The sequence below is a fragment of the Mesonia sp. HuA40 genome, from assembly GCF_008017835.1.
Lineage (GTDB): Bacteria > Bacteroidota > Bacteroidia > Flavobacteriales > Flavobacteriaceae > Mesonia.
Genome location: NZ_VRLT01000059.1, coordinates 26,063 through 44,589 on the forward strand (window position 1 = coordinate 26,063; position 18,527 = coordinate 44,589).

14 protein-coding genes are annotated in these 18,527 nt (G+C 36.6%); 8 read left to right on the top strand and 6 right to left on the bottom strand.

Annotation, left to right across the window (positions count from 1 at the left end):
* Window positions 1–97: 97 nt before the first annotated feature.
* Window positions 98–478 carry a hypothetical protein gene (locus FT993_RS09845; protein ID WP_255504466.1) on the bottom strand — a complete coding sequence of 127 codons (381 nt, stop codon included), beginning with the start codon at window positions 476–478 and terminating at the stop codon, window positions 98–100.
* Window positions 479–852: 374 nt separating this feature from the next.
* Here FT993_RS09845 and FT993_RS09850 point away from each other — a divergent pair, with 374 nt between their 5' ends.
* From FT993_RS09850 to ribB, 6 genes are all read left to right on the top strand, one after another.
* Window positions 853–1,836 (top strand): hypothetical protein, encoded by a 984-nt coding sequence (locus tag FT993_RS09850; RefSeq protein WP_147862382.1) that lies wholly within the window; start codon window positions 853–855, stop codon window positions 1,834–1,836.
* 203 nt (window positions 1,837–2,039) lie between these two features.
* Window positions 2,040–2,402 (top strand): diacylglycerol kinase family protein, encoded by a 363-nt coding sequence (locus FT993_RS09855; protein ID WP_147862383.1) that lies wholly within the window; start codon window positions 2,040–2,042, stop codon window positions 2,400–2,402.
* A 70-nt stretch (window positions 2,403–2,472) separates the two neighbouring features.
* The gene (locus tag FT993_RS09860; RefSeq protein WP_147862384.1) at window positions 2,473–4,911 is read left to right on the top strand and encodes a DNA translocase FtsK; all 2,439 of its coding nucleotides are present in this window, start codon (window positions 2,473–2,475) and stop codon (window positions 4,909–4,911) included.
* Between the two features lie 13 nt (window positions 4,912–4,924).
* Window positions 4,925–5,566 carry an outer membrane lipoprotein carrier protein LolA gene (locus FT993_RS09865; RefSeq protein WP_147862385.1) on the top strand — a complete coding sequence of 214 codons (642 nt, stop codon included), beginning with the start codon at window positions 4,925–4,927 and terminating at the stop codon, window positions 5,564–5,566.
* Between the two features lie 21 nt (window positions 5,567–5,587).
* Window positions 5,588–7,096, top strand: coding sequence for an LptF/LptG family permease (locus FT993_RS09870; protein WP_147862386.1), 1,509 nt, complete (start codon window positions 5,588–5,590; stop codon window positions 7,094–7,096).
* Window positions 7,097–7,115: 19 nt separating this feature from the next.
* Complete coding sequence (gene ribB / locus FT993_RS09875; RefSeq protein WP_147862387.1) at window positions 7,116–8,258, top strand: 3,4-dihydroxy-2-butanone-4-phosphate synthase; 1,143 nt, start codon at window positions 7,116–7,118, stop codon at window positions 8,256–8,258.
* Window positions 8,259–8,327: 69 nt separating this feature from the next.
* On the opposite strand, the gene FT993_RS09880 is transcribed toward ribB, so the two are convergent.
* The gene (locus tag FT993_RS09880) at window positions 8,328–8,957 is read right to left on the bottom strand and encodes an NAD(P)H-dependent oxidoreductase (protein ID WP_147862388.1); all 630 of its coding nucleotides are present in this window, start codon (window positions 8,955–8,957) and stop codon (window positions 8,328–8,330) included.
* Window positions 8,958–9,133: 176 nt separating this feature from the next.
* Between FT993_RS09880 and FT993_RS09885 the strand changes: the two genes are divergently transcribed.
* On the top strand, window positions 9,134–11,080 hold the full coding sequence (locus FT993_RS09885) for an endonuclease (RefSeq protein WP_147862389.1): 1,947 nt from the start codon (window positions 9,134–9,136) through the stop codon (window positions 11,078–11,080).
* A gap of 9 nt (window positions 11,081–11,089) precedes the next feature.
* Here the strand turns inward: FT993_RS09885 and FT993_RS09890 are convergent, their stop codons facing one another.
* Entirely contained in the window at window positions 11,090–11,680 is a 591-nt protein-coding gene (locus FT993_RS09890; RefSeq protein ID WP_147862390.1) for a pseudouridine synthase, read from the bottom strand.
* Complete coding sequence (locus FT993_RS09895; protein ID WP_147862391.1) at window positions 11,680–13,203, bottom strand: helicase HerA-like domain-containing protein; 1,524 nt, start codon at window positions 13,201–13,203, stop codon at window positions 11,680–11,682. The genes FT993_RS09890 and FT993_RS09895 overlap by 1 nt, the downstream gene beginning before the upstream one ends.
* A 127-nt stretch (window positions 13,204–13,330) precedes the next feature.
* Here FT993_RS09895 and FT993_RS09900 point away from each other — a divergent pair, with 127 nt between their 5' ends.
* Window positions 13,331–14,179, top strand: a complete 849-nt coding sequence (locus FT993_RS09900; protein ID WP_147862392.1) for a DUF2911 domain-containing protein — start codon at window positions 13,331–13,333, stop codon at window positions 14,177–14,179.
* A gap of 45 nt (window positions 14,180–14,224) precedes the next feature.
* On the opposite strand, the gene FT993_RS09905 is transcribed toward FT993_RS09900, so the two are convergent.
* The gene (locus FT993_RS09905; RefSeq protein ID WP_147862393.1) at window positions 14,225–15,901 is read right to left on the bottom strand and encodes a sodium:solute symporter; all 1,677 of its coding nucleotides are present in this window, start codon (window positions 15,899–15,901) and stop codon (window positions 14,225–14,227) included.
* Between the two features lie 98 nt (window positions 15,902–15,999).
* A complete protein-coding gene (locus tag FT993_RS09910) occupies window positions 16,000–18,504 on the bottom strand; it encodes a PIG-L family deacetylase (RefSeq protein WP_147862394.1) in 2,505 nt (834 codons plus the stop codon).
* Window positions 18,505–18,527 lie beyond the last annotated feature (23 nt).

The following is an 18,527-nucleotide window of genomic DNA, read 5'->3' on the forward strand; positions in this document are numbered from 1 at the left end:
GGCTAAAATTAATTATTTTATTTTTGGGAAACCTTCAATTGGTTTTCCTAATCCTTTCAAAGCTGTAATTGTATTGATAAATATTTGTAAAGCCTTTTTATTCGATTTTTACATTCAAGACAGGCTTTTCCGTTTTAAAATTGTCAGCTTTTAATAATTCAATACCGATAATACTTTCTGAGGAAATATGCTGATTTTTATGCTCAATTAAATATCCATTTACATAAACATCATTTTCCTCATTCAGTCCAAAAAAGGAATTCAGCTCTCTTTGCGTTTTGAAATTTATTTCGTGGTTGATCTTCGCCATCAAAATTCCTGTATATTTTACGTTTTGAATAAATAGGCAAGTATTGCTAAATTTTTTCTCATTGAAAATATTTAGTTCCACAATCTTCTCAGGCTGTATTTTGTTTAACAAGGTAGAACTACCAATTATGGTGTCGTTTATTATTACAATTGGCTTTTCAACTTTCATTGTACTCATTTTTGAAAGCTGACTTTGAGCGTAGGTTGTGCATCCTAAACTTATATATATGAAAAAGGTCAATAATGATTTCATTCTGTTTATTATTAAAAGTTTTTTACGATTTTCTAGGGTAGCGACTCACATACGGGTGATTTGGTCTATTAGGTGTTCAATTTAAAATTCGATTAAAAGTAAGGGCGAGCTGTACCGGCCACATAGCATTTCCCGATTTTTTTTTATCGGGGAAGGTTAAAGCTTTTAGATAATGTGACGGAATCGGCTCAAATGTTTCTATTGTTTCGATTACTTTAAAATCTATGTTTTGCTAAAATTATTAAAAATAATGAAAAATTAGCGTATATTGATCCGCAAAATTTAAGGAAATGTTAGTTCTAAGAAAAGTGGTTGCTGATATAGCGAAGTTAAAGTTACAGGCTTATTTGGTTTTGGTTCTCGGCCTTTTATGGGGATGCTCTAAAGATGATGAAGGCAGTGCTTCCCAGAATCAAATCGATTATTTTGAGGTGTCTCAAAACGGTAGTTCATTAGACTTTTATTATGGCATTCGTGGCGAATTTGACTATTTCGAAATCGCTTTCGCGGAAGCGGGCTATGAAGTTCAAGCTGAATGGGCCGATTTTTTTACTACCTCTAATCAGCAACGGGTTGAAAAACCAATTAGAGATTTGATTTTTGCTAGCGATGTGGTATATCATTTCTGGATTCGCGGTGTTCAAGAAAACGGTAAAAAAACCGATTGGTTTGGTCCAAAAACGATAAATATTTCTTCTTTTTGTGAGAATCCTTATGCATTAGAATTTAATGGATACATAGCGTGGAATTACTATGATAATGAAAATGATGCTTCATTTTACGAGGTAGAGTATGGTGCACAAGGCTTTGAAGTGGGGCAAGGCCAAAAGATAAGTTCCAATAGCGAAACGATTTTTGATTTAAGTTTAGAAAAGAACAAAGTGTATGATGCTTATGTGCGGGCATATTGTAATATTGATCTGGGACATAGTGCCTGGGTGGGTCCTGTTTCCTATTTTGCAGAACAGAATCAAAATGTATGTTTAGAACCTTACAACCTGTCTTATTTTACCGAATATAATTTCTTTGGTGATCCTGTTGGGGCTAGTATAAGTTGGAAAGACGATGGCAACAATAAAACTTACGAGTTTAATTTGGTGGGAAAACACAAATCTCCTGAATCATCGGCCATTGAGTCACGATCAGATTATGGAACACAAATTACATACACCCAAATTTCACCTAATGTAAATTACGATTTTTATGTGCGCACTGTATGTTTAGATGGATCCAAAACGGCTTGGGTGGGCCCGTTGAATGTCAAGATTCAATAGTAACATAATACTAAGATTAGGCTAAGTTTTTATAATAAGCAGCTATAACCCATATTTAGACAAGCTTATAGCTTTGAAGGCTAATATATCTTGATGAATCAGGTTAAACCTTTTTAATAGTTACTCTATTGTGTATAATTATAAAACAAATTTTGAGGGTAAAGGCTTAAACTCTATATTTACCTAAACGGATTTTTATACACATGAAAAAATTTATACGCGATAGGCTTAAAGGTGGTTGGTATGCTATTAAAGGAGCCTATTTGCTTTTGCGTTATGAACATAGCATACAAGCACAATTCTTTATTGGCCTATGCGTTTGTTTACTGGGGTGGTTTGTCGGCATTTCCAGAACAGAATGGATGATGCAACTTTTTGCCATAGGATTAGTGATGGGATTAGAAGGAGCTAATTCGGCCATTGAAGAAATAGCCGATTTTATACATCCTGACTTTCATGAGAAAATAGGAAAAATAAAAGATTTGGCAGCGGGAGCGGTTTTCATAGGCGCTTGCGTTGCAGTAATTATTGGCCTTTTAATTTATTGCCCCTATATAAATTTCTAAATTTAAAATGCTGGCGTCTGTGGTTTAATTAATCATATTTGTACTTTTGTCTGCGAATCAATTAATGTGAATGGCTAAGAAAAAAACATCTAAAAAATCGGTTAAAACCAAAAAACGAGTAGTTAAGAAAATAAATTGGGTGCCAAGCAAAAAACAACAGGTACTAGCGGGACTATTTTTATTTTTCTTAGGACTAGGTTTGCTATTGGCTTTTACCTCTTATTTGTTTCACTGGAAAGCCGATCAAGATACGCTAGCCGCACTCGCCGATAGGAATGTGCAGGCAAATAATGTGATGAATAAATTTGGTGCGGGAATCAGTCATTTCTTTATGTTCAAAGGGTTTGGTATTGCTGCCTATCAAATTGCTTTTTTGCTGAGTGTTACAGGATTTTATTGGTTCTTTAGAAAGCCTGCGGCGAAATTAAAATCTTATTGGTTTTGGGGCTTACTTTTGATGCTATGGTTGTGTACGGTATTGGGTTTTTTCGCACCCGAACAAGCCATATTAAGCGGTATTGTAGGTTATGAACTCAATGATTATTTGCAAGATTATTTAGGCTTTGCAGGTACAATACTTGTTCTGAGTTTTCTTTTTTTAGCCTATTTGATCATCCGTTATAATTTAACACCAGATGTCTTGGGGCAATATTTTAAAACGACTCGAGCTCAGGTGAAAGCCGATTTTGATGAGGCTAAAGATGTAGAACAAGCTGAGATAGACGCCTTTCTTGAACAAGAAAAAGCTGAAGCCGAAGCTCAAGCTGCAGAAGATAATAATCTAGATAAAAATGGCGAAGAAAAGGAAGAAACCCTTGGTTCATCGATAACTTTTGAGAATACCCAACCAGAAAAAACTTCAGATAAAGCGGATGAGAAGGCTGAACCCGCTAAAATTATCATTGGTAATCAAACCGATGATGTGGCGATGGAAGTAGAGCAAGCAGCAGAAGAAGAGGTAGATGAAGACAATTTGAGCAACAAATTGGTCAAAGATTTTGGCGAGTTTGACCCAACGCTAGAATTGAAAAATTTTAAGTTTCCTACCCTTGAATTGTTGGTAGACCACAGTTCGGGTAAAGGCGGAATTACCATAAACCAAGAAGAGCTAGAGAATAACAAAAACAATATTGTTAATACCCTTAAAAACTATAAAATTGAAATTGCGCAAATCAAAGCTACAGTAGGGCCTACGGTGACTTTATATGAAATTGTTCCCGAAGCAGGCGTACGTATTTCTAAAATTAAAAACCTAGAAGATGATATCGCTTTATCTTTATCGGCTCTAGGAATTCGTATTATAGCACCCATACCAGGGAAGGGGACTATCGGTATAGAGGTGCCTAATAAAAATCCGAGTATTGTAAGTATGCGTTCGGTAATCGGCTCGACTAAATTTCAAAATGCCGAGATGCAATTGCCTATTGCGTTAGGAAAAAATATCTCAAACGAGACTTTTGTTGCCGATTTAGCAAAAATGCCTCACTTATTAATGGCGGGGGCTACAGGTCAGGGTAAATCGGTTGGATTAAACGCTATACTTACCTCATTGCTTTATCAAAAACACCCAGCCGAAGTGAAATTTGTTTTGGTAGATCCAAAAAAGGTTGAGCTTACTTTGTTTAACAAAATCGAGCGTCACTATTTGGCAAAATTACCGAATGCCGAAGAGGCTATTATTACCGATAATACCAAAGTAATTCATACGCTTAACTCGCTTTGTATTGAAATGGATAGTCGCTATGAGCTGTTAAAAGACGCTATGGTGCGTAACATTAAAGAATACAACGAGAAATTTAAAGCAAGAAAATTAAATCCGGAAAACGGACATAAATTTTTGCCTTATATCGTTTTGGTGGTCGATGAATTTGCCGATTTAATTATGACAGCGGGTAAAGAGGTTGAAATTCCCATTGCGCGACTGGCTCAATTGGCGCGGGCAATAGGAATACACTTGATAATTGCCACCCAAAGACCATCGGTAAACGTAATTACGGGTATGATTAAAGCTAACTTCCCAGCACGTATTGCTTTTAGGGTAACCAGTAAGATAGATTCGCGTACCATATTAGATACAGGAGGTGCCGATCAATTGATAGGAAAAGGAGATATGCTGTATACCCAAGGTAATAATTTGATTCGTTTGCAATGTGCCTTTGTAGATACACCCGAGGTTGAAAAAATAACCGATTTTATTGGCGCGCAAAAAGCTTATCCCGATGCGCACATTTTGCCAGAATATGAAGGAGAAGAAAATGGCACAGGTCTTGATATAGATGTGAGCGAACGCGATAGTCTGTTTAATCAAGCAGCCGAAGTATTGGTTACCGCACAGCAAGGATCTGCCTCTTTATTGCAACGTAAGTTAAAGATAGGGTACAATCGTGCCGGTAGAATTATTGACCAAATGGAAGCCGCGGGTATTGTTGGACCTTTTGAAGGTAGTAAAGCCAGACAAGTTTTGATAACCGACTTAAACGCATTGGAAGAATTTTTAAATGAAGCATAAAAAAGTTAACAGCATGAAAAAATTAATGGTTTTTAGTCTAGCATTGCTAGCTATATTTAGTGTTAACGCTCAAAATTCAGCGAAAGCAGAGCAATTACTAAATGAAGTATCAGCCAAAGTGAAATCTTATGACAATATGGTGATTCACTTCGACTATATTTTAGAAAACACCAATGAAAATATTAAGCAAGAAACCCGTGGCGAGGTGAGTTTAAAGAATGAACTTTATCGGTTAAATTTAATGGGGATTACGCGCCTATTTGATGGTAAAAAATTATATACTATTGTGCCTGAGGATGAGGAGATTACCATCTCAAATTATAATCCTAACCAAGATGAAAGTATTACCCCATCAAAAATGTTAAGTTTTTATGAAGAAGGTTATACCTACAAATGGGATATTACTCAGGATATTAAGGGTAGAACAATACAGTTTGTTAAGTTAACACCAATTGACAGTCAAGCTGAAGTAAAAGAGATTCTATTAGGTATTGATAAACAAACCAAACACATCTATAAATTAATTCAAATTCAAGATAACGGCACTAAAGTAACCATTAAAGTAAATCAATTTAATACCAACGAGCCCTTGTCGCAGTCTTTGTTTACTTTTGATAAAAACAAATATAACGGTTATTATATCAACCAGTTGTAAAACAAGCTAAAGCCTTTTTTCTTGAAAATTCTAGATCGGTATATATTTACCAGTTTTGTACAAACCTTTTTTGCGGTTTTTGTAGTCTTGATGTTTATTTTTGTGCTACAAGGTATTTGGCTACATATATCAGAACTGGCGGGTAAAGACCTAGACTATTTTGTGATTGGCAGATTTTTGTTTTACATTATGCCTAAAGTAATACCGCTGGTCTTGCCATTAACTATTTTGGTTACTTCTATAATGACCTTTGGTAGTTTTGCCGAGAATTATGAGTTTGCAGCTATGAAATCATCGGGTATTTCGCTGCAAAGGGCAATGCGTAGTTTGATTTATTTTATTGGTTTACTGAGTATTATTGCTTTTTTCTTTGCGAACAATGTAATTCCTTGGGCCGAATTTAAGTCGATTAACCTGCGAAAAAATATATCTAAGCTTAAGCCTGCAATGGCTATTGTTGAGGGGGCCTTTAATGATATTGGAGATGTCAATATTAAGGTTACCGAAAAATCTGGCGATAACGATCAGTATTTACGAGATGTAATAATCCATAAAAAAAATCAAAATAACAGGGGTAACTTTACCGTAATAAAAGCCAAAAGAGGAGAACTAGCCAGTAGTGAAGATTCAGACTTTTTGTCGCTGATATTGTTTGAAGGTAACTATTATGATGAAATTCAACCTAACGACTTTAAAGAGCGGCAACGCAAACCCTTTGTAAAAAGTTATTTTGACACCTACACAATAAATATCGATTTATCAAATTTTAACGATGTTGATTTAAACGAAGAGAAATACAATTACAGCTACAAGATGCTAGACAGTCAGGAACTTCGAGTGGCTTTAGATTCGCTTTCGGCGGATTATAATCAAGAGAAAATAAATTTTAATACCAACATCATAAACCGAAGTGGTGTACAGGCATATAGCGATAATTTTGGGGTAAGAAAAACAACCGCTAGTACTTTAAAAAATACCAAAGGTCTAGAAGTAAAGCAAACCGATACCTTGTCTTATCAAATTGATAGTTTAGAAGATCTATATGCGAGTTATAATCCCACCGAAACTCAACAAATTTTAAATATCGCAATAGGTACTGCTCGTGGTTCATTGTCTAGTATTAAAGGGAAGAAAAATATTCTAAGACGCAAGTCAACCCGCATCAATAAAACCGAAATCCAATTGCATAGTAAATTTGCCTTGGCCGTTTCGTGTTTTATTTTGTTTTTTGTAGGTGCCCCATTAGGAGCTATTATCCGTAAAGGTGGACTTGGGTTACCTATGGTAGTGGCAATTTTACTGTTTTTAACCTATCATTTTATTGGTATTTTTGCTACCAATAGTGCTGAGAACGGAGCTATTAGTCCGTTTTTAGCCAGTTGGTTATCTACGTTTATAATGATGCCTTTGAGCATTTATTTGACTTATCGAGCGACTACCGACCAAGGATTTATAAATACAGATGCTATTGTTTTACCAATTAAGCGCCTATCGGCAAAGTTAGGTCTTACGCGTAAACCAAAGAAATAGTAAATTTGAAAAAAAAGCTATGACTAAAGAAAATAAAAAGAAAATTCAACTCGATACCATTCCCGAAGCTATTGAAGCTATTAAGCAGGGTAAAATGGTTATTGTAGTAGATGATGAAGACCGTGAAAACGAAGGCGATTTTATCGCTGCCGCGGAAGCGGTAACCCCAGAGATGATAAATTTTATGGCAAAACACGGTCGCGGACTTATTTGTGCGCCGCTAACAGAAGATCGCTGTGATGAGCTTAATCTTGAAATGATGGTGAGTAATAATACCGTATTGCACCATACCCAATTTACCGTATCTGTAGATTTGATAGGGCATGGTTGTACTACTGGTATTTCTGTTCACGATAGAGCAAAAACCATTAAAGCCTTAGTCGATGAAAAAACCCAACCACACGAATTAGGTAGACCTGGTCATATTTTTCCTTTAAAAGCAAAAAACGGGGGAGTATTAAGAAGAACTGGGCATACAGAAGCTGCTGTTGATTTAGCACGTTTGGCCGGATTTAAATCGGCTGGAATCTTGGTAGAAATTTTAAACGAAGATGGTACCATGGCTCGCTTACCTCAATTGATAGAGGTGGCCAAAAAATTTGATTTAAAACTTATCTCTATAGAAGATTTGGTGGCTTACCGTATGCGTCATGATTCGCTTATTGAGAAAAAAGAAGATTTTACAATCAATACTCGCTTTGGTACGTACCGCCTAAGAGCATATAAACAAACCACCAACGATCAAGTTCATTTGGCGTTAACTAAAGGAGATTGGCAAGAAGAAGAACCGGTATTAGTGCGGGTAAATTCGACCCTAGTGAATAATGATATATTAGGCACGCTTACTAATAATGCCGATGAGAAACTCGATGACATGTTCAAAGCAATTGAGAAAGCACAATCGGGAGTAATTGTATTCATCAATCAAGAGCAGTCTACGCTGAATTTATTACATCGACTGGAAGAACTCAGAGATCAGCAGCAGCGTGGTATTATGAAAGCACCTAAACTAGAAATGGATCATAAAGATTTTGGTATTGGAGCGCAAATTCTACACGATTTAGGTATACATAAAATCAAATTACTCTCAAATACCGAGCAAACCAAACGAGTTGGAATTATTGGTTATGGTTTAGAAATAACAGAATATGTAAACTATTAGTCGATTTTATTCAAATAACAAAAAAAGCTTGTCTTGTTCGACAAGCTTTTTTTAAATAATTGCTATAACTTACAGCTCTATAATGGTTTCTTCGAGTGGTTTTCTCACTTTGGCCATCTGAGAAAAAGCATCATCATCGGCGCGGTAACCAATGGGTAAAAGCAATTTGGGTTTTAAATCATAGTCTTTTAACGAAAGTACTTCGCTTAGTATTTCTGGATTAAAACCTTCCATTGGGCACGAATCAATTGACTCAATGGCACACACCGTAAGTAAATTACCTAGCGCTAAATATACCTGGTTAGTAGCCCAACGCTCAATCTTTTCTGTGGTTGATTTCTTAAAATCGTCTACTAAAAAGTCTTGAAATGGTTTTAAGACGGCATCAGGAGTTTGTCGTATGCTCTTTACCAAATCAAAATAATTGCGTACAAATTGCTCATCTATGGTTTCGGGTATACCTAAAACCAAAATATGCGACGCCGTATTTACTTGTTTTTGATTAAAACACGCCGGCATCATTTTTTCTTGCAAATCTTTATTTTTTACAATGAGCATCTTTACTGGTTGCAAACCATAGGAGGTTGCCGTTAGGTTAAAAGCATTCTTAAGTAAGTTTATTTTATCGCGTTTCACCTGCTTTTCGGTATCAAATTTTTTAGTTGCATACCGCCAATTCAAGCTTGATAATACGTTCATAAGTTCTAATTTTTAAATAAGGCGAAATTACAAAGATAAAGGCAATCAAGAAACCTTTCGTGATTTATAAAATCTATAGGGCTATTAAAACATTAGTTAATCTAAAAATCTAGATTAAGTCTGATTATTCAGCGTTTTTAGGTAAAAAGTGGCTTACCTTTGTAAAAAATATAAATATGCGCAATTTAATATTTGGTATCTCTCTATTACTTTTTTCCCCTTGGGTTAACGCTCAATTGGTAATTAATGAATTAGATTGTGATACCCCCAGTATAGATGACCAAGAGTTTGTAGAGTTAAAGTCGAATACACCTAATTTTGATTTAACAGGTTTTGTTTTAGTCTTCTTCAACGGGTCTACTTCGGGAGGAAATACAAGTTATCTTACGCTAGATTTAAGCGGCTATACTACCGATGTAAATGGCATTTTATTAATAGGAAGCAGTACGGTGTCACCCGTTCCTCAATACATTATTGCACCCAATCTAATACAGAATGGAGCAGATGCAGTGGCTATTTACCAAGCCGCTCCCGCCGATTTTCCCGACGGCACCCTAGCTACAACTACCAATTTGATAGACGCTTTGGTGTATGGTACAAGCGACCCAACGGCCACCAGTTTGCTTAATCTGTTGGGCGAAACTACGCAAATAGATGAAAATGCAAATGGCAATAAAGACAACGAATCCATTCAGTTAAACAATCAAGGTGGTTATGATGTTAAAACACCTACACCGAGACAACTGAATGATGGCAGTGGCATTCTACTCAATGGAATACAAATGAGTTTTAATAAAACTGAATTTCAAGAAGGAGAAAGCATTCAAATACAATTTACTACAGAACAAAATGTTGCGCAAAATACTAGTTTTGGTATACAATTAGATCAAGGGGGATTTACAAGTGCCGATTTCACAGGGAATATCCAGCTTAGCATACCGGCAGGGAGTAATACCACCAGCACAACTTTACAAATAATAGATGACAATTTAGATGAGGGCGATGAAATTGCTCGTGTAGGCTTTGTAAATTTACCTCCTGAGTTGTTGGCATTAAATAATTTTATCGAATTGCGTATTATCGATAATGATTTCAGCATATCTCCTTGGGGAACTCCTTTAAATCCGACTTATAATACGGTAAGTAGTACCGCGCCTTCGGGATATTATTCGGGTATCGATCAACTGGCAGGAAATTCACTAAGAGACGCTTTGCAGGCGATTGTTGCCGACCCTAACCTGGTACGAGCGCATACCTATAACGATGTAATTGATATTTTAAAACAAGCCGATGAAAACCCTGAAAATAACAATCAAATTTGGCAAGTGTACACCGAGAGTGTAAAACAAAAAATAGATTTTCAGACCAGCTCTATCAATACTGGAACTTGGAATAGAGAGCACACTTTTCCTCGCTCAAGAGGCGGATTTTTTAGTATAGAAGAAGATGAAACAGCCGATGGTATATCGGTGTATTGGACCACCAATGCCGATTCTTTACGTCACGCCAACTCTGATGCACACGGACTGCGAGCAGTAGATGGTCCTGAAAACTCTGCACGTGGAAATAAACATTACGGGCAATATACCGGTCCCATCAATAATCAAGGGAGTTTTAAAGGTGATGTGGCTCGAAGTGTTTTCTTTTTGGCATTGCGTTACAATGGTTTATCTATTGTTTCTGGCTACAGCCAAATTACAGGTGAATTAGGTGATTTAGACACCTTATTGAATTGGCATAGAAACGATCCGCCCGATGATTTTGAGATGAACCGAAATAATATCATCTATAGTTGGCAAAAAAATAGAAATCCGTTTATAGATTATCCCGATTTAATTGAGTACATATGGGGTAATAAACAGGGGCAAACTTGGAACAATCCGTTGTCCAGCACGAAAGTCTCCAATTCGGTGATACAGATTTATCCTAATCCGGCACATAAAATACTTTTTATAAAAGGTTTACAACAGCGTCGCGAATTTACGCTATACTCCAGCATAGGTAGGCTTGTTCAAAAAGGGAATACCAAAGGAGAAATTAAGCTTGATTTACCAAGTGGTATATATTTCTTACAACTACAAAGTACCAATAAAAGCTTACGATATAAAATTGTAGTGCAATAAATTATCTCCTTAACGAGAAGTAAATTCCGCTTCAAGCGAAGAAGTTATTTCTTGCACTTCACCGGCATCCATCTGTTCTAATTTGGTATTTCCTACCCGTACCCTTACAAGGCGCAAGGTAGGAAAACCAACGGCAGCTGTCATTTTTTTTACCTGTCTAAACTTTCCTTCATTAATACAAATTGACACCCAGCTAGTAGGGCCGTGGCGCTCATCTCTTATTTTTTTTGCACGAGGCGGAAAATTTGGTATTTGCTTCAATTTAAATGCTTTACAAGGTAAGGTATCGTACGGCTTTCCCTGAATACTAATACGCACGCCGTTTTTAAGTTGCTCTATTGCCGTGGGTGTTATGAGGCCATCAACCTGAACATAGTATTCTTTCTCTACGCTTTTAGACAAAACAGCAAAACTCATTTTACCATCGGTTGTTAATAAGAGTAAGCCTTCAGAATCTAAATCTAAACGACCAATTGCCATTGTATTTTCTGGGAAATCAAAGAGTTCACCTAGCATTTTTTTCTTTTTAGCTTTAGGCTGATTGGTGATAAACTGGCTTAAATAACCGTAGGGTTTGTATAACTTAAAATGTCGATACATTATTTAAAAGCTTTATTGAGTATACTCATTACCCCACGAATAAAGGTAGCGCTTGTTAGCACTTTTAATACTGCCTTTGTAGTAGCCGATTCGCCGGTTTTTCGAGTTTGCTTTTTAGCCACTTCTTTGCGTTGCTCTTGTGCTTTTTCAAGTTGTTCTTGTTGGCTTGCTTTTTCTATTTTTTGATTTAAAATCTCGTATGCACTTTCTCGATTAATTGACTGGTTGTATTTGGTCACCAGGCTAGAGCAATTTACCAAGAGATCAATTTCGTTTTCTTGTAACACATCCATTCGGCTCATTGGGGCACGCAACATAGTGGCTGCTAGGGGAGTGGGCCTACCTTTTTCATCGAGTGCACTAATAAAAGCTTCACCTATTCCTAATTGAGTAAGGGTTTCTTCGGTTTTATAAAAAGAAGAAATAGGGTAATTCTCTGCCGTTAATTTTATGGCTTTACGATCACGTGCGGTAAAGGCACGCAAAGCATGTTGAACTTTAAGCCCTAGTTGACTTAAAATTTCTTTGGGTACATCGGTTGGGTTTTGGGTTACAAAAAACACACCAACTCCTTTGGAACGGATGAGTTTAATGATGCTCTCAATTTGCCCCATTAAGGCATCGCTAGCTTCTTTAAAAACCAGATGTGCCTCATCAATAAAGATGGCCAATTTAGGTTTGTCTGCATCACCTTGTTCGGGAAAGGTAGAATATACTTCGGCTAAAAGACTTAACATGAAAGTTGAAAACAATGCTGGTTTATCCTGAATGTCGGTAAGTCGTATTATGTTGATAAAAGCTTCTCCTTTACTGTTAAAGCGCATTAAATCTTTTACATCAAAAGAAGGTTCGCCAAAGAAAAGGTCAGCTCCCTGCTGCTCTAGGGCAACAATTTTTCTAAGCATTGCACCTGTTGATGCTTTAGAAACGCTACCATAAATTTCTTCAAATTCAGTTTTTCCTTCTTCGGTAATAAAGCGAAGCATCTTTTTAAGGTCTTCTAAATCCAGCAATGGCATTTTATGGTCATCACAATATTTAAAAATAATAGCCAAAATACCTGTTTGGGTATCGCTAAGGTTTAAAATGCGTGACAATAAAACCGGTCCGAATTCGCTAACCGTGGCACGTAACTTAACGCCCTTTTCACCCGATAGTGATAATAATTCTACAGGTGAGGATTTTGGGGTAAAAGGATAGTTGATTTGTTCGTGACGTCCTTTTAATTTATCGGCTATAGGGGAAGCTTGCGCCAATCCGCTAAGGTCACCTTTTAAGTCCATTAGCAAAACCGGAATCCCTTTTTGACTCATATTTTCGGCCAAAATTTGTAAGGTTTTAGTTTTTCCAGTACCGGTGGCACCCGCAATCAATCCGTGTCTGTTGAGCGTTTTAAGGGGTATTTTAATCACAGCATCGGCTATAGTTTTTTCATTTAGCATACCGGCACCTAAAAAAATGGAGTCTCCTTTGCAGTTATATCCTTCTTGTATTTCTTGTATAAAGCTAGCTTCGTTGTTCATTGTAATAGTGAATTGTAGGGCGAGTATACTAAATTTTAAGATAATTTTGATAAGATATCATTAAAAAATAAGCAAAAAAAAGCGCTGATTTGAGTATTATTGTAGTTATAACGAAAAAATAAAAAAGATGAAAAAATTATTTTTACTAGCAACCGCTATTTTGTTTAGTTTTCAAGGTCATGCCCAGTTACAAACCCCTCAGCCAAGCCCAAAGAGTAGCCTAAAGCAAAATGTAGGCTTAACCGAATTTAATATTGAGTACTCTAGACCCTCGATGCGAGATAGAGAAGTATTTGGAAATTTAGTGCCTTACGGTAAGATGTGGCGAGCTGGAGCTAATCAAAATACAGTGATTAGTTTTAATACCATGGTAAATTTTAACGGTACCGAATTAAAACCGGGTAGTTACGCTATCTATGTAACTCCGCATAAAAAATATTGGGAAGTCTATTTGTACAACGATACCAGTAATTGGGGGTTACCACAAAATTGGGATGAGAGCAAGGTGGTGGCAAGCTTAAAAGCCGAAACACACAAAACAGCCACGACACAAGAAACTTTTACAATTTATTTTAGCGACTTGCATAATGATGGAGCAAACTTGGTGATGCATTGGGAAAACACCATGGTAAAATTACCTGTGCAACTTCCTACCCAAGAATTAACCATGAAAAATATAGAGAAGACTTTAAACGGGCCTACTGCTAATGATTATTATGCAGCAGCAAATTACTATTATGAGTCGGGTAATGATATCAAACAAGCACTTACTTGGATTGGTAAATCTGTAGAAATGCAAAACGGGAAAGCTCCTTTCTGGGTGTTACGTAAAAAATCTTTAATTGAAGCCAAAGCTGGACTTAAAGAGCAAGCTATCGAATCAGCCAAAGCCTCTTTAGCGGGTGCTAGAAAAGCAGGTAATGCCGATTATATAAAAATGAATACCGATTCTTTAAAGGAATGGGGAGCCATGTAAGGCTTAATTTTTAAGAAATAATAAAAACAAACTAAGTTGTACAACTTAGTTTGTTTTTTGTTTTATAGTGGTTTGTAAAAGAATAGCCAATCCTACTACTAGGGCCGCTCCAAATAGGTTGAGCCATAAGTAGGGCATCCAATCGAAGTACCAGCCGAATAACACTATTATCTGCGTAATTATGGCAGCAATGAAGGTTGCTTTACTTTGCACATACTTCACGAAGAAAGCCAATAGGAATATTCCCAATACGTTTCCATAAAAAATAGATCCGATAATATTAACCAATTGAATTAAGTTATCAAACAAATCGGCTGTGCAAGCTACACTTATAGCGAAAATCCCCCAAAATAAAGTAAATAATTTCGAGGCTAGTAGGTAATGCTTATCGCTTTTTTCTGTTTTTATGTTGCGTTTGTATAAGTCGATTACCGTGGTAGAGGCCAAAGCATTTAGCTCAGATGCCGTAGAAGACATGGCAGCCGATAAAATAACGGCCAGTAGTAGACCAATTAAGCCTTTGGGGAGGTTATGAAGAATAAAATGTATGAAAACATAATCTTTGTCGTTGGTTTGTAATTTTTCGTCACTAGCTTTTATTAAAGCATTAGCACGTTGGCGTATGTCTTTTTCCTCGCTAAGCAATTCATTAAAAACCAATTTATTCTGGCCAAAATGCTTTTCATCTTGGGAAAGGGAAAGGGCTACTTGGGCTTTTTCTTGTTCTATAGCTTTTAGCTCTGCTTTCAACTGATTATATTGTGGAGCTTGACTTGATTGCAATACCGCTTCTTCGGCAGCTGGATTAAAGTTTAGAGGGGTAGGGTTGAACTGGTAGAATACAAAAACAAAAACACCTACCAACAAAATGAAAAACTGCATAGGTACTTTTAAAAACCCATTAAAAATAAGTCCCATTTGACTCTGTTTTACAGAATTAGCCGTTAGGTAGCGTTGTACTTGGCTTTGATCTGTCCCAAAATAGGAAAGCGCCAAGAAGGTTCCACCAATAAGGCCAGACCATAAGGTGTACCGGTTTTCAAGGTCAAAAGAAAAGTCGAGCACCTCAAATTTTCCAGCAGCTCCAGCAATATCAAGGGCTTGTGAAAATCCAACAGTATTAGGTAAGTAATCTATCAGTAAAAAGAAAGCGGTGAACATACCAATAAAAATCACTCCCATTTGTTGTTTTTGGGTTACCGAAACCGCTTTGGTTCCTCCAGAAACTGTATATAGAATTACCAAAATACCAATGATGATGTTAAGGGTATATAAATCCCAACCCATTACAGCAGACAATACAATAGATGGAGCATAAATGGTGATACCTGCAGCCAGACTACGCTGAATTAAAAATAGGCCTGCTGTAAGGCTACGTGTTTTTAAATCGAATCTACTTTCTAAAAATTCATACGCGGTATACACCTTTAAACGATGGTAAAGTGGAACAAAAACCATACTTATAATTACCATGGCAAGGGGTAAACCCAAATAGAACTGCACAAAACCCATACCACTGTGAAAAGCTTGACCAGGAGTAGACAAAAAAGTAATGGCACTGGCTTGTGTTGCCATCACCGAAAGGCCCACCGTCCACCAGCGTGCTTGATTTCCTCCCTTTAGGTAATCATTTACATTTTTACTGCCTCTGGTTTTAAAATAACCAAAAAGTACGATAAAAGCTAAGGTACCTACCAGTACGGTTATATCTAATGGATGCATACTAACTAAAAGATTTCATAAAAACATAAAATAAAATTACGTATAGCAAATTGGCAAGCAGCAATAGACTATATTTTTGTTTCCAAACATATTTAGGTTTAGTTCTCTTCATTTTCTAAGGCAATTAAATTAGCTAATAATCTGTAGGCACCTGGCACGCCAGCAGGCAATTCTCTAAATAAACTCAAACCGGTATAAATATAATAGCCCTTACCATAAGGTGCTACCAATAAAGCACCCTGTGTTTGCGACTCGTTGGGGTCTCCCATACTAAGAATTGGCGTAAAACGATCAGACCAAGTATTGGGGAAGTATAATCCGCGTTCTTGTACCCAGTTGTCAAAATCACTTTTTTCTAAGACATTGGGGGTATTTAAAACCGGATGGTTTTTATCGATAAAAGTTACTTTGGCATTTTCATCGGTTACTCGATCTCTACTTAATTGGAGCGGATAAGGTGCTATTTCCTCGGTCACTAATCCGCGGCTAGTGTTGTATTGCACAATTAAGTTACCACCGTTTTTTACATAATCAAATAACCAACTATTTTTAAATTTTAATTCGGGTAAAACATTAAATGCTCTAATTCCCAGTAGAATAGCGTCATATTGCTCAAGTTTTTGCGCGCTTGTAAGCTGATCTAAATGCAACAGATCAACCTTATAATTCATTACTTTTAAAGCTTCGGGCACGGCATCGCCTGCACCAACAATATAGGCTATTTTTTCAGCTTTTGTTTTTAAATCTAATCGAGTAAGCTTCAATTCGGCTGGTTCTAACAAGACTTGTTTAGGAATATGCGGATAATCGATAAACGAAACCGTGTAGGGATAAAATTTATTTTGCTGCTTAAATGATATCTTTAATTGCGCTTGCGCGGAATTCTTTGGCGGAAATACGCGTAGTTTCACGGTTTTGATTTCACCCTTTTCTTTAAAATGAAGATTTTTATTTTCGCTGGTATATTTCCAGTTTTCGGGTAAATCAAAAATAAGTTCGCCTGTTATATCTTTGCGAAAAGCCCTTAATTCTACTTGTATGTCTTTAGGTGTATTTTCAGTAAAAATAAGCTGTTTAGTAGGTAAGCCTATACTAATAGGTGGCACAACATAAAATGGTTCAAAAACTTCGCCTGCAATTGGATCATTGTATTTATAAAGTACAGGAACCTTGTATTGAATTGTCTCCTGTTTAATTTTAAATTGATAAGTCACTTCAAAAGCGGCATTTGATTCGGGTAAACCGATTAAAGAATCATTCGGAACTTTATACAACCCAAGTGATGGCTTTTCATTTAACCAATAAGGGTTACTATAGGCCGTATTTGCCGGTATCTTTGCTTTTACCGTAGTATGAAAGGGCTGGTTGATACTTAGTTGATGATTTAAGGTTTGATTTACCTCTAAACCTTTAATCCAAAATTTTTCCAGTATAAGCGGAGAACCGCTTCGCTGTGTGACCTCTAGTCGTAGATTAAGTTTATCTTGTGGTGTAGCAAATGCTTCCTGGCTTACATTCTCTAAATACAGTCCTGCGCAAGCGGCAACGATATTATCTAAAGCTTTTAACTTTATGTTTTTCCAATGTTTGTTTTTTACCGTTTTAATTTTTTTTCTCAGGTCTATTAAGGCTTCAATACTATTTTCGGGGGCGGTGAAATCATAATTTCGAATGATTTTATTGAGTTGTTTTTGAACCGATTTCCCATTTTCTAAACCTGACCAATGCGTATTTATACCTTCGAAAATATCATTTGATTGTAAGGGCTTACCATAAACCAGTTCGAGGTATTCGGGTTGCTGACCTCGAATAGGTGTATTTCCAAATCCTTGAGACTTGTGTTGACTTCGGCTTTGCGAAGCAATTTCTGTATTCGATTTCCCTGTGATGGGTGAATATAAACCTTTATCCAGTTTAATCATATTCGATTTATCGGCTGCATCAAATTTTTCTTGGCTTCCATAAAACCACCAAGAGGTATTAAAAAATACGCGTTTTACCTGCCACGTAGGAAAATTAAAACTGGATTTTAATTTATAGTGTGGGTCTGCAGCTTTTTTTACGGCTTCTAAACTCAAAATTGCCGAGGCCGTGTGGTGACCGTGGGTGGTGCCTGATGTTCGGTGGTCAAAACGATTGATAATAATATCGGGTTTAAACCTTCTAATGGCTAATACCACATCGTGTAAAATTTCGGGTTTGTTCCAAAAAGAGAAAGTTTCTTCTGGTGTTTTTGAATAACCAAAATCATTTGCCCTTGAGAAAAATTGTTGTCCGCCATCTATGGCACGCGCAGCAATTAATTCTTGAGTACGAATTAAGCCTAATTTTTCACGAAGTTCAGGGCCAATCAAGTTTTGCCCACCGTCACCTCGTGTGAGTGAGAGGTAAGCGGTTTGCATTTTTTTATGATTGGCAAAATAACTTATTAAAGCGGTGTTTTCATCATCGGGATGTGCTGCAATATATAAAACACTGCCCAACACGTTAAGTTGTTGTATTTTTTGATATATTTCGGAAGAATTTAAAGCAGATTGGTATTGCGCAAAGCTTTTACTTAGTAATAGTAGAAAGACCACTAAACAAAGGTTACTTTGTTTCATAGCGTTTTTTTTGCTCGAATATA

What these genes read in the sequence shown, in the direction of transcription:
- FT993_RS09860 (WP_147862384.1), top strand. Translation starts at nt 2,473, where the DNA reads ATGGCTAAGAAAAAAACATCTAAAAAATCGGTTAAAACCAAAAAACGA.
- FT993_RS09905 (WP_147862393.1), bottom strand. Translation starts at nt 15,901, where the DNA reads ATGCATCCATTAGATATAACCGTACTGGTAGGTACCTTAGCTTTTATC.
- FT993_RS09880 (WP_147862388.1), bottom strand. Translation starts at nt 8,957, where the DNA reads ATGAACGTATTATCAAGCTTGAATTGGCGGTATGCAACTAAAAAATTT.
- FT993_RS09895 (WP_147862391.1), bottom strand. Translation starts at nt 13,203, where the DNA reads ATGAACAACGAAGCTAGCTTTATACAAGAAATACAAGAAGGATATAAC.
- FT993_RS09885 (WP_147862389.1), top strand. Translation starts at nt 9,134, where the DNA reads ATGCGCAATTTAATATTTGGTATCTCTCTATTACTTTTTTCCCCTTGG.
- FT993_RS09855 (WP_147862383.1), top strand. Translation starts at nt 2,040, where the DNA reads ATGAAAAAATTTATACGCGATAGGCTTAAAGGTGGTTGGTATGCTATT.
- FT993_RS09890 (WP_147862390.1), bottom strand. Translation starts at nt 11,680, where the DNA reads ATGTATCGACATTTTAAGTTATACAAACCCTACGGTTATTTAAGCCAG.
- ribB (WP_147862387.1), top strand. Translation starts at nt 7,116, where the DNA reads ATGACTAAAGAAAATAAAAAGAAAATTCAACTCGATACCATTCCCGAA.
- FT993_RS09865 (WP_147862385.1), top strand. Translation starts at nt 4,925, where the DNA reads ATGAAAAAATTAATGGTTTTTAGTCTAGCATTGCTAGCTATATTTAGT.
- FT993_RS09845 (WP_255504466.1), bottom strand. Translation starts at nt 478, where the DNA reads ATGAAAGTTGAAAAGCCAATTGTAATAATAAACGACACCATAATTGGT.
- FT993_RS09910 (WP_147862394.1), bottom strand. Translation starts at nt 18,504, where the DNA reads ATGAAACAAAGTAACCTTTGTTTAGTGGTCTTTCTACTATTACTAAGT.
- FT993_RS09850 (WP_147862382.1), top strand. Translation starts at nt 853, where the DNA reads ATGTTAGTTCTAAGAAAAGTGGTTGCTGATATAGCGAAGTTAAAGTTA.
- FT993_RS09900 (WP_147862392.1), top strand. Translation starts at nt 13,331, where the DNA reads ATGAAAAAATTATTTTTACTAGCAACCGCTATTTTGTTTAGTTTTCAA.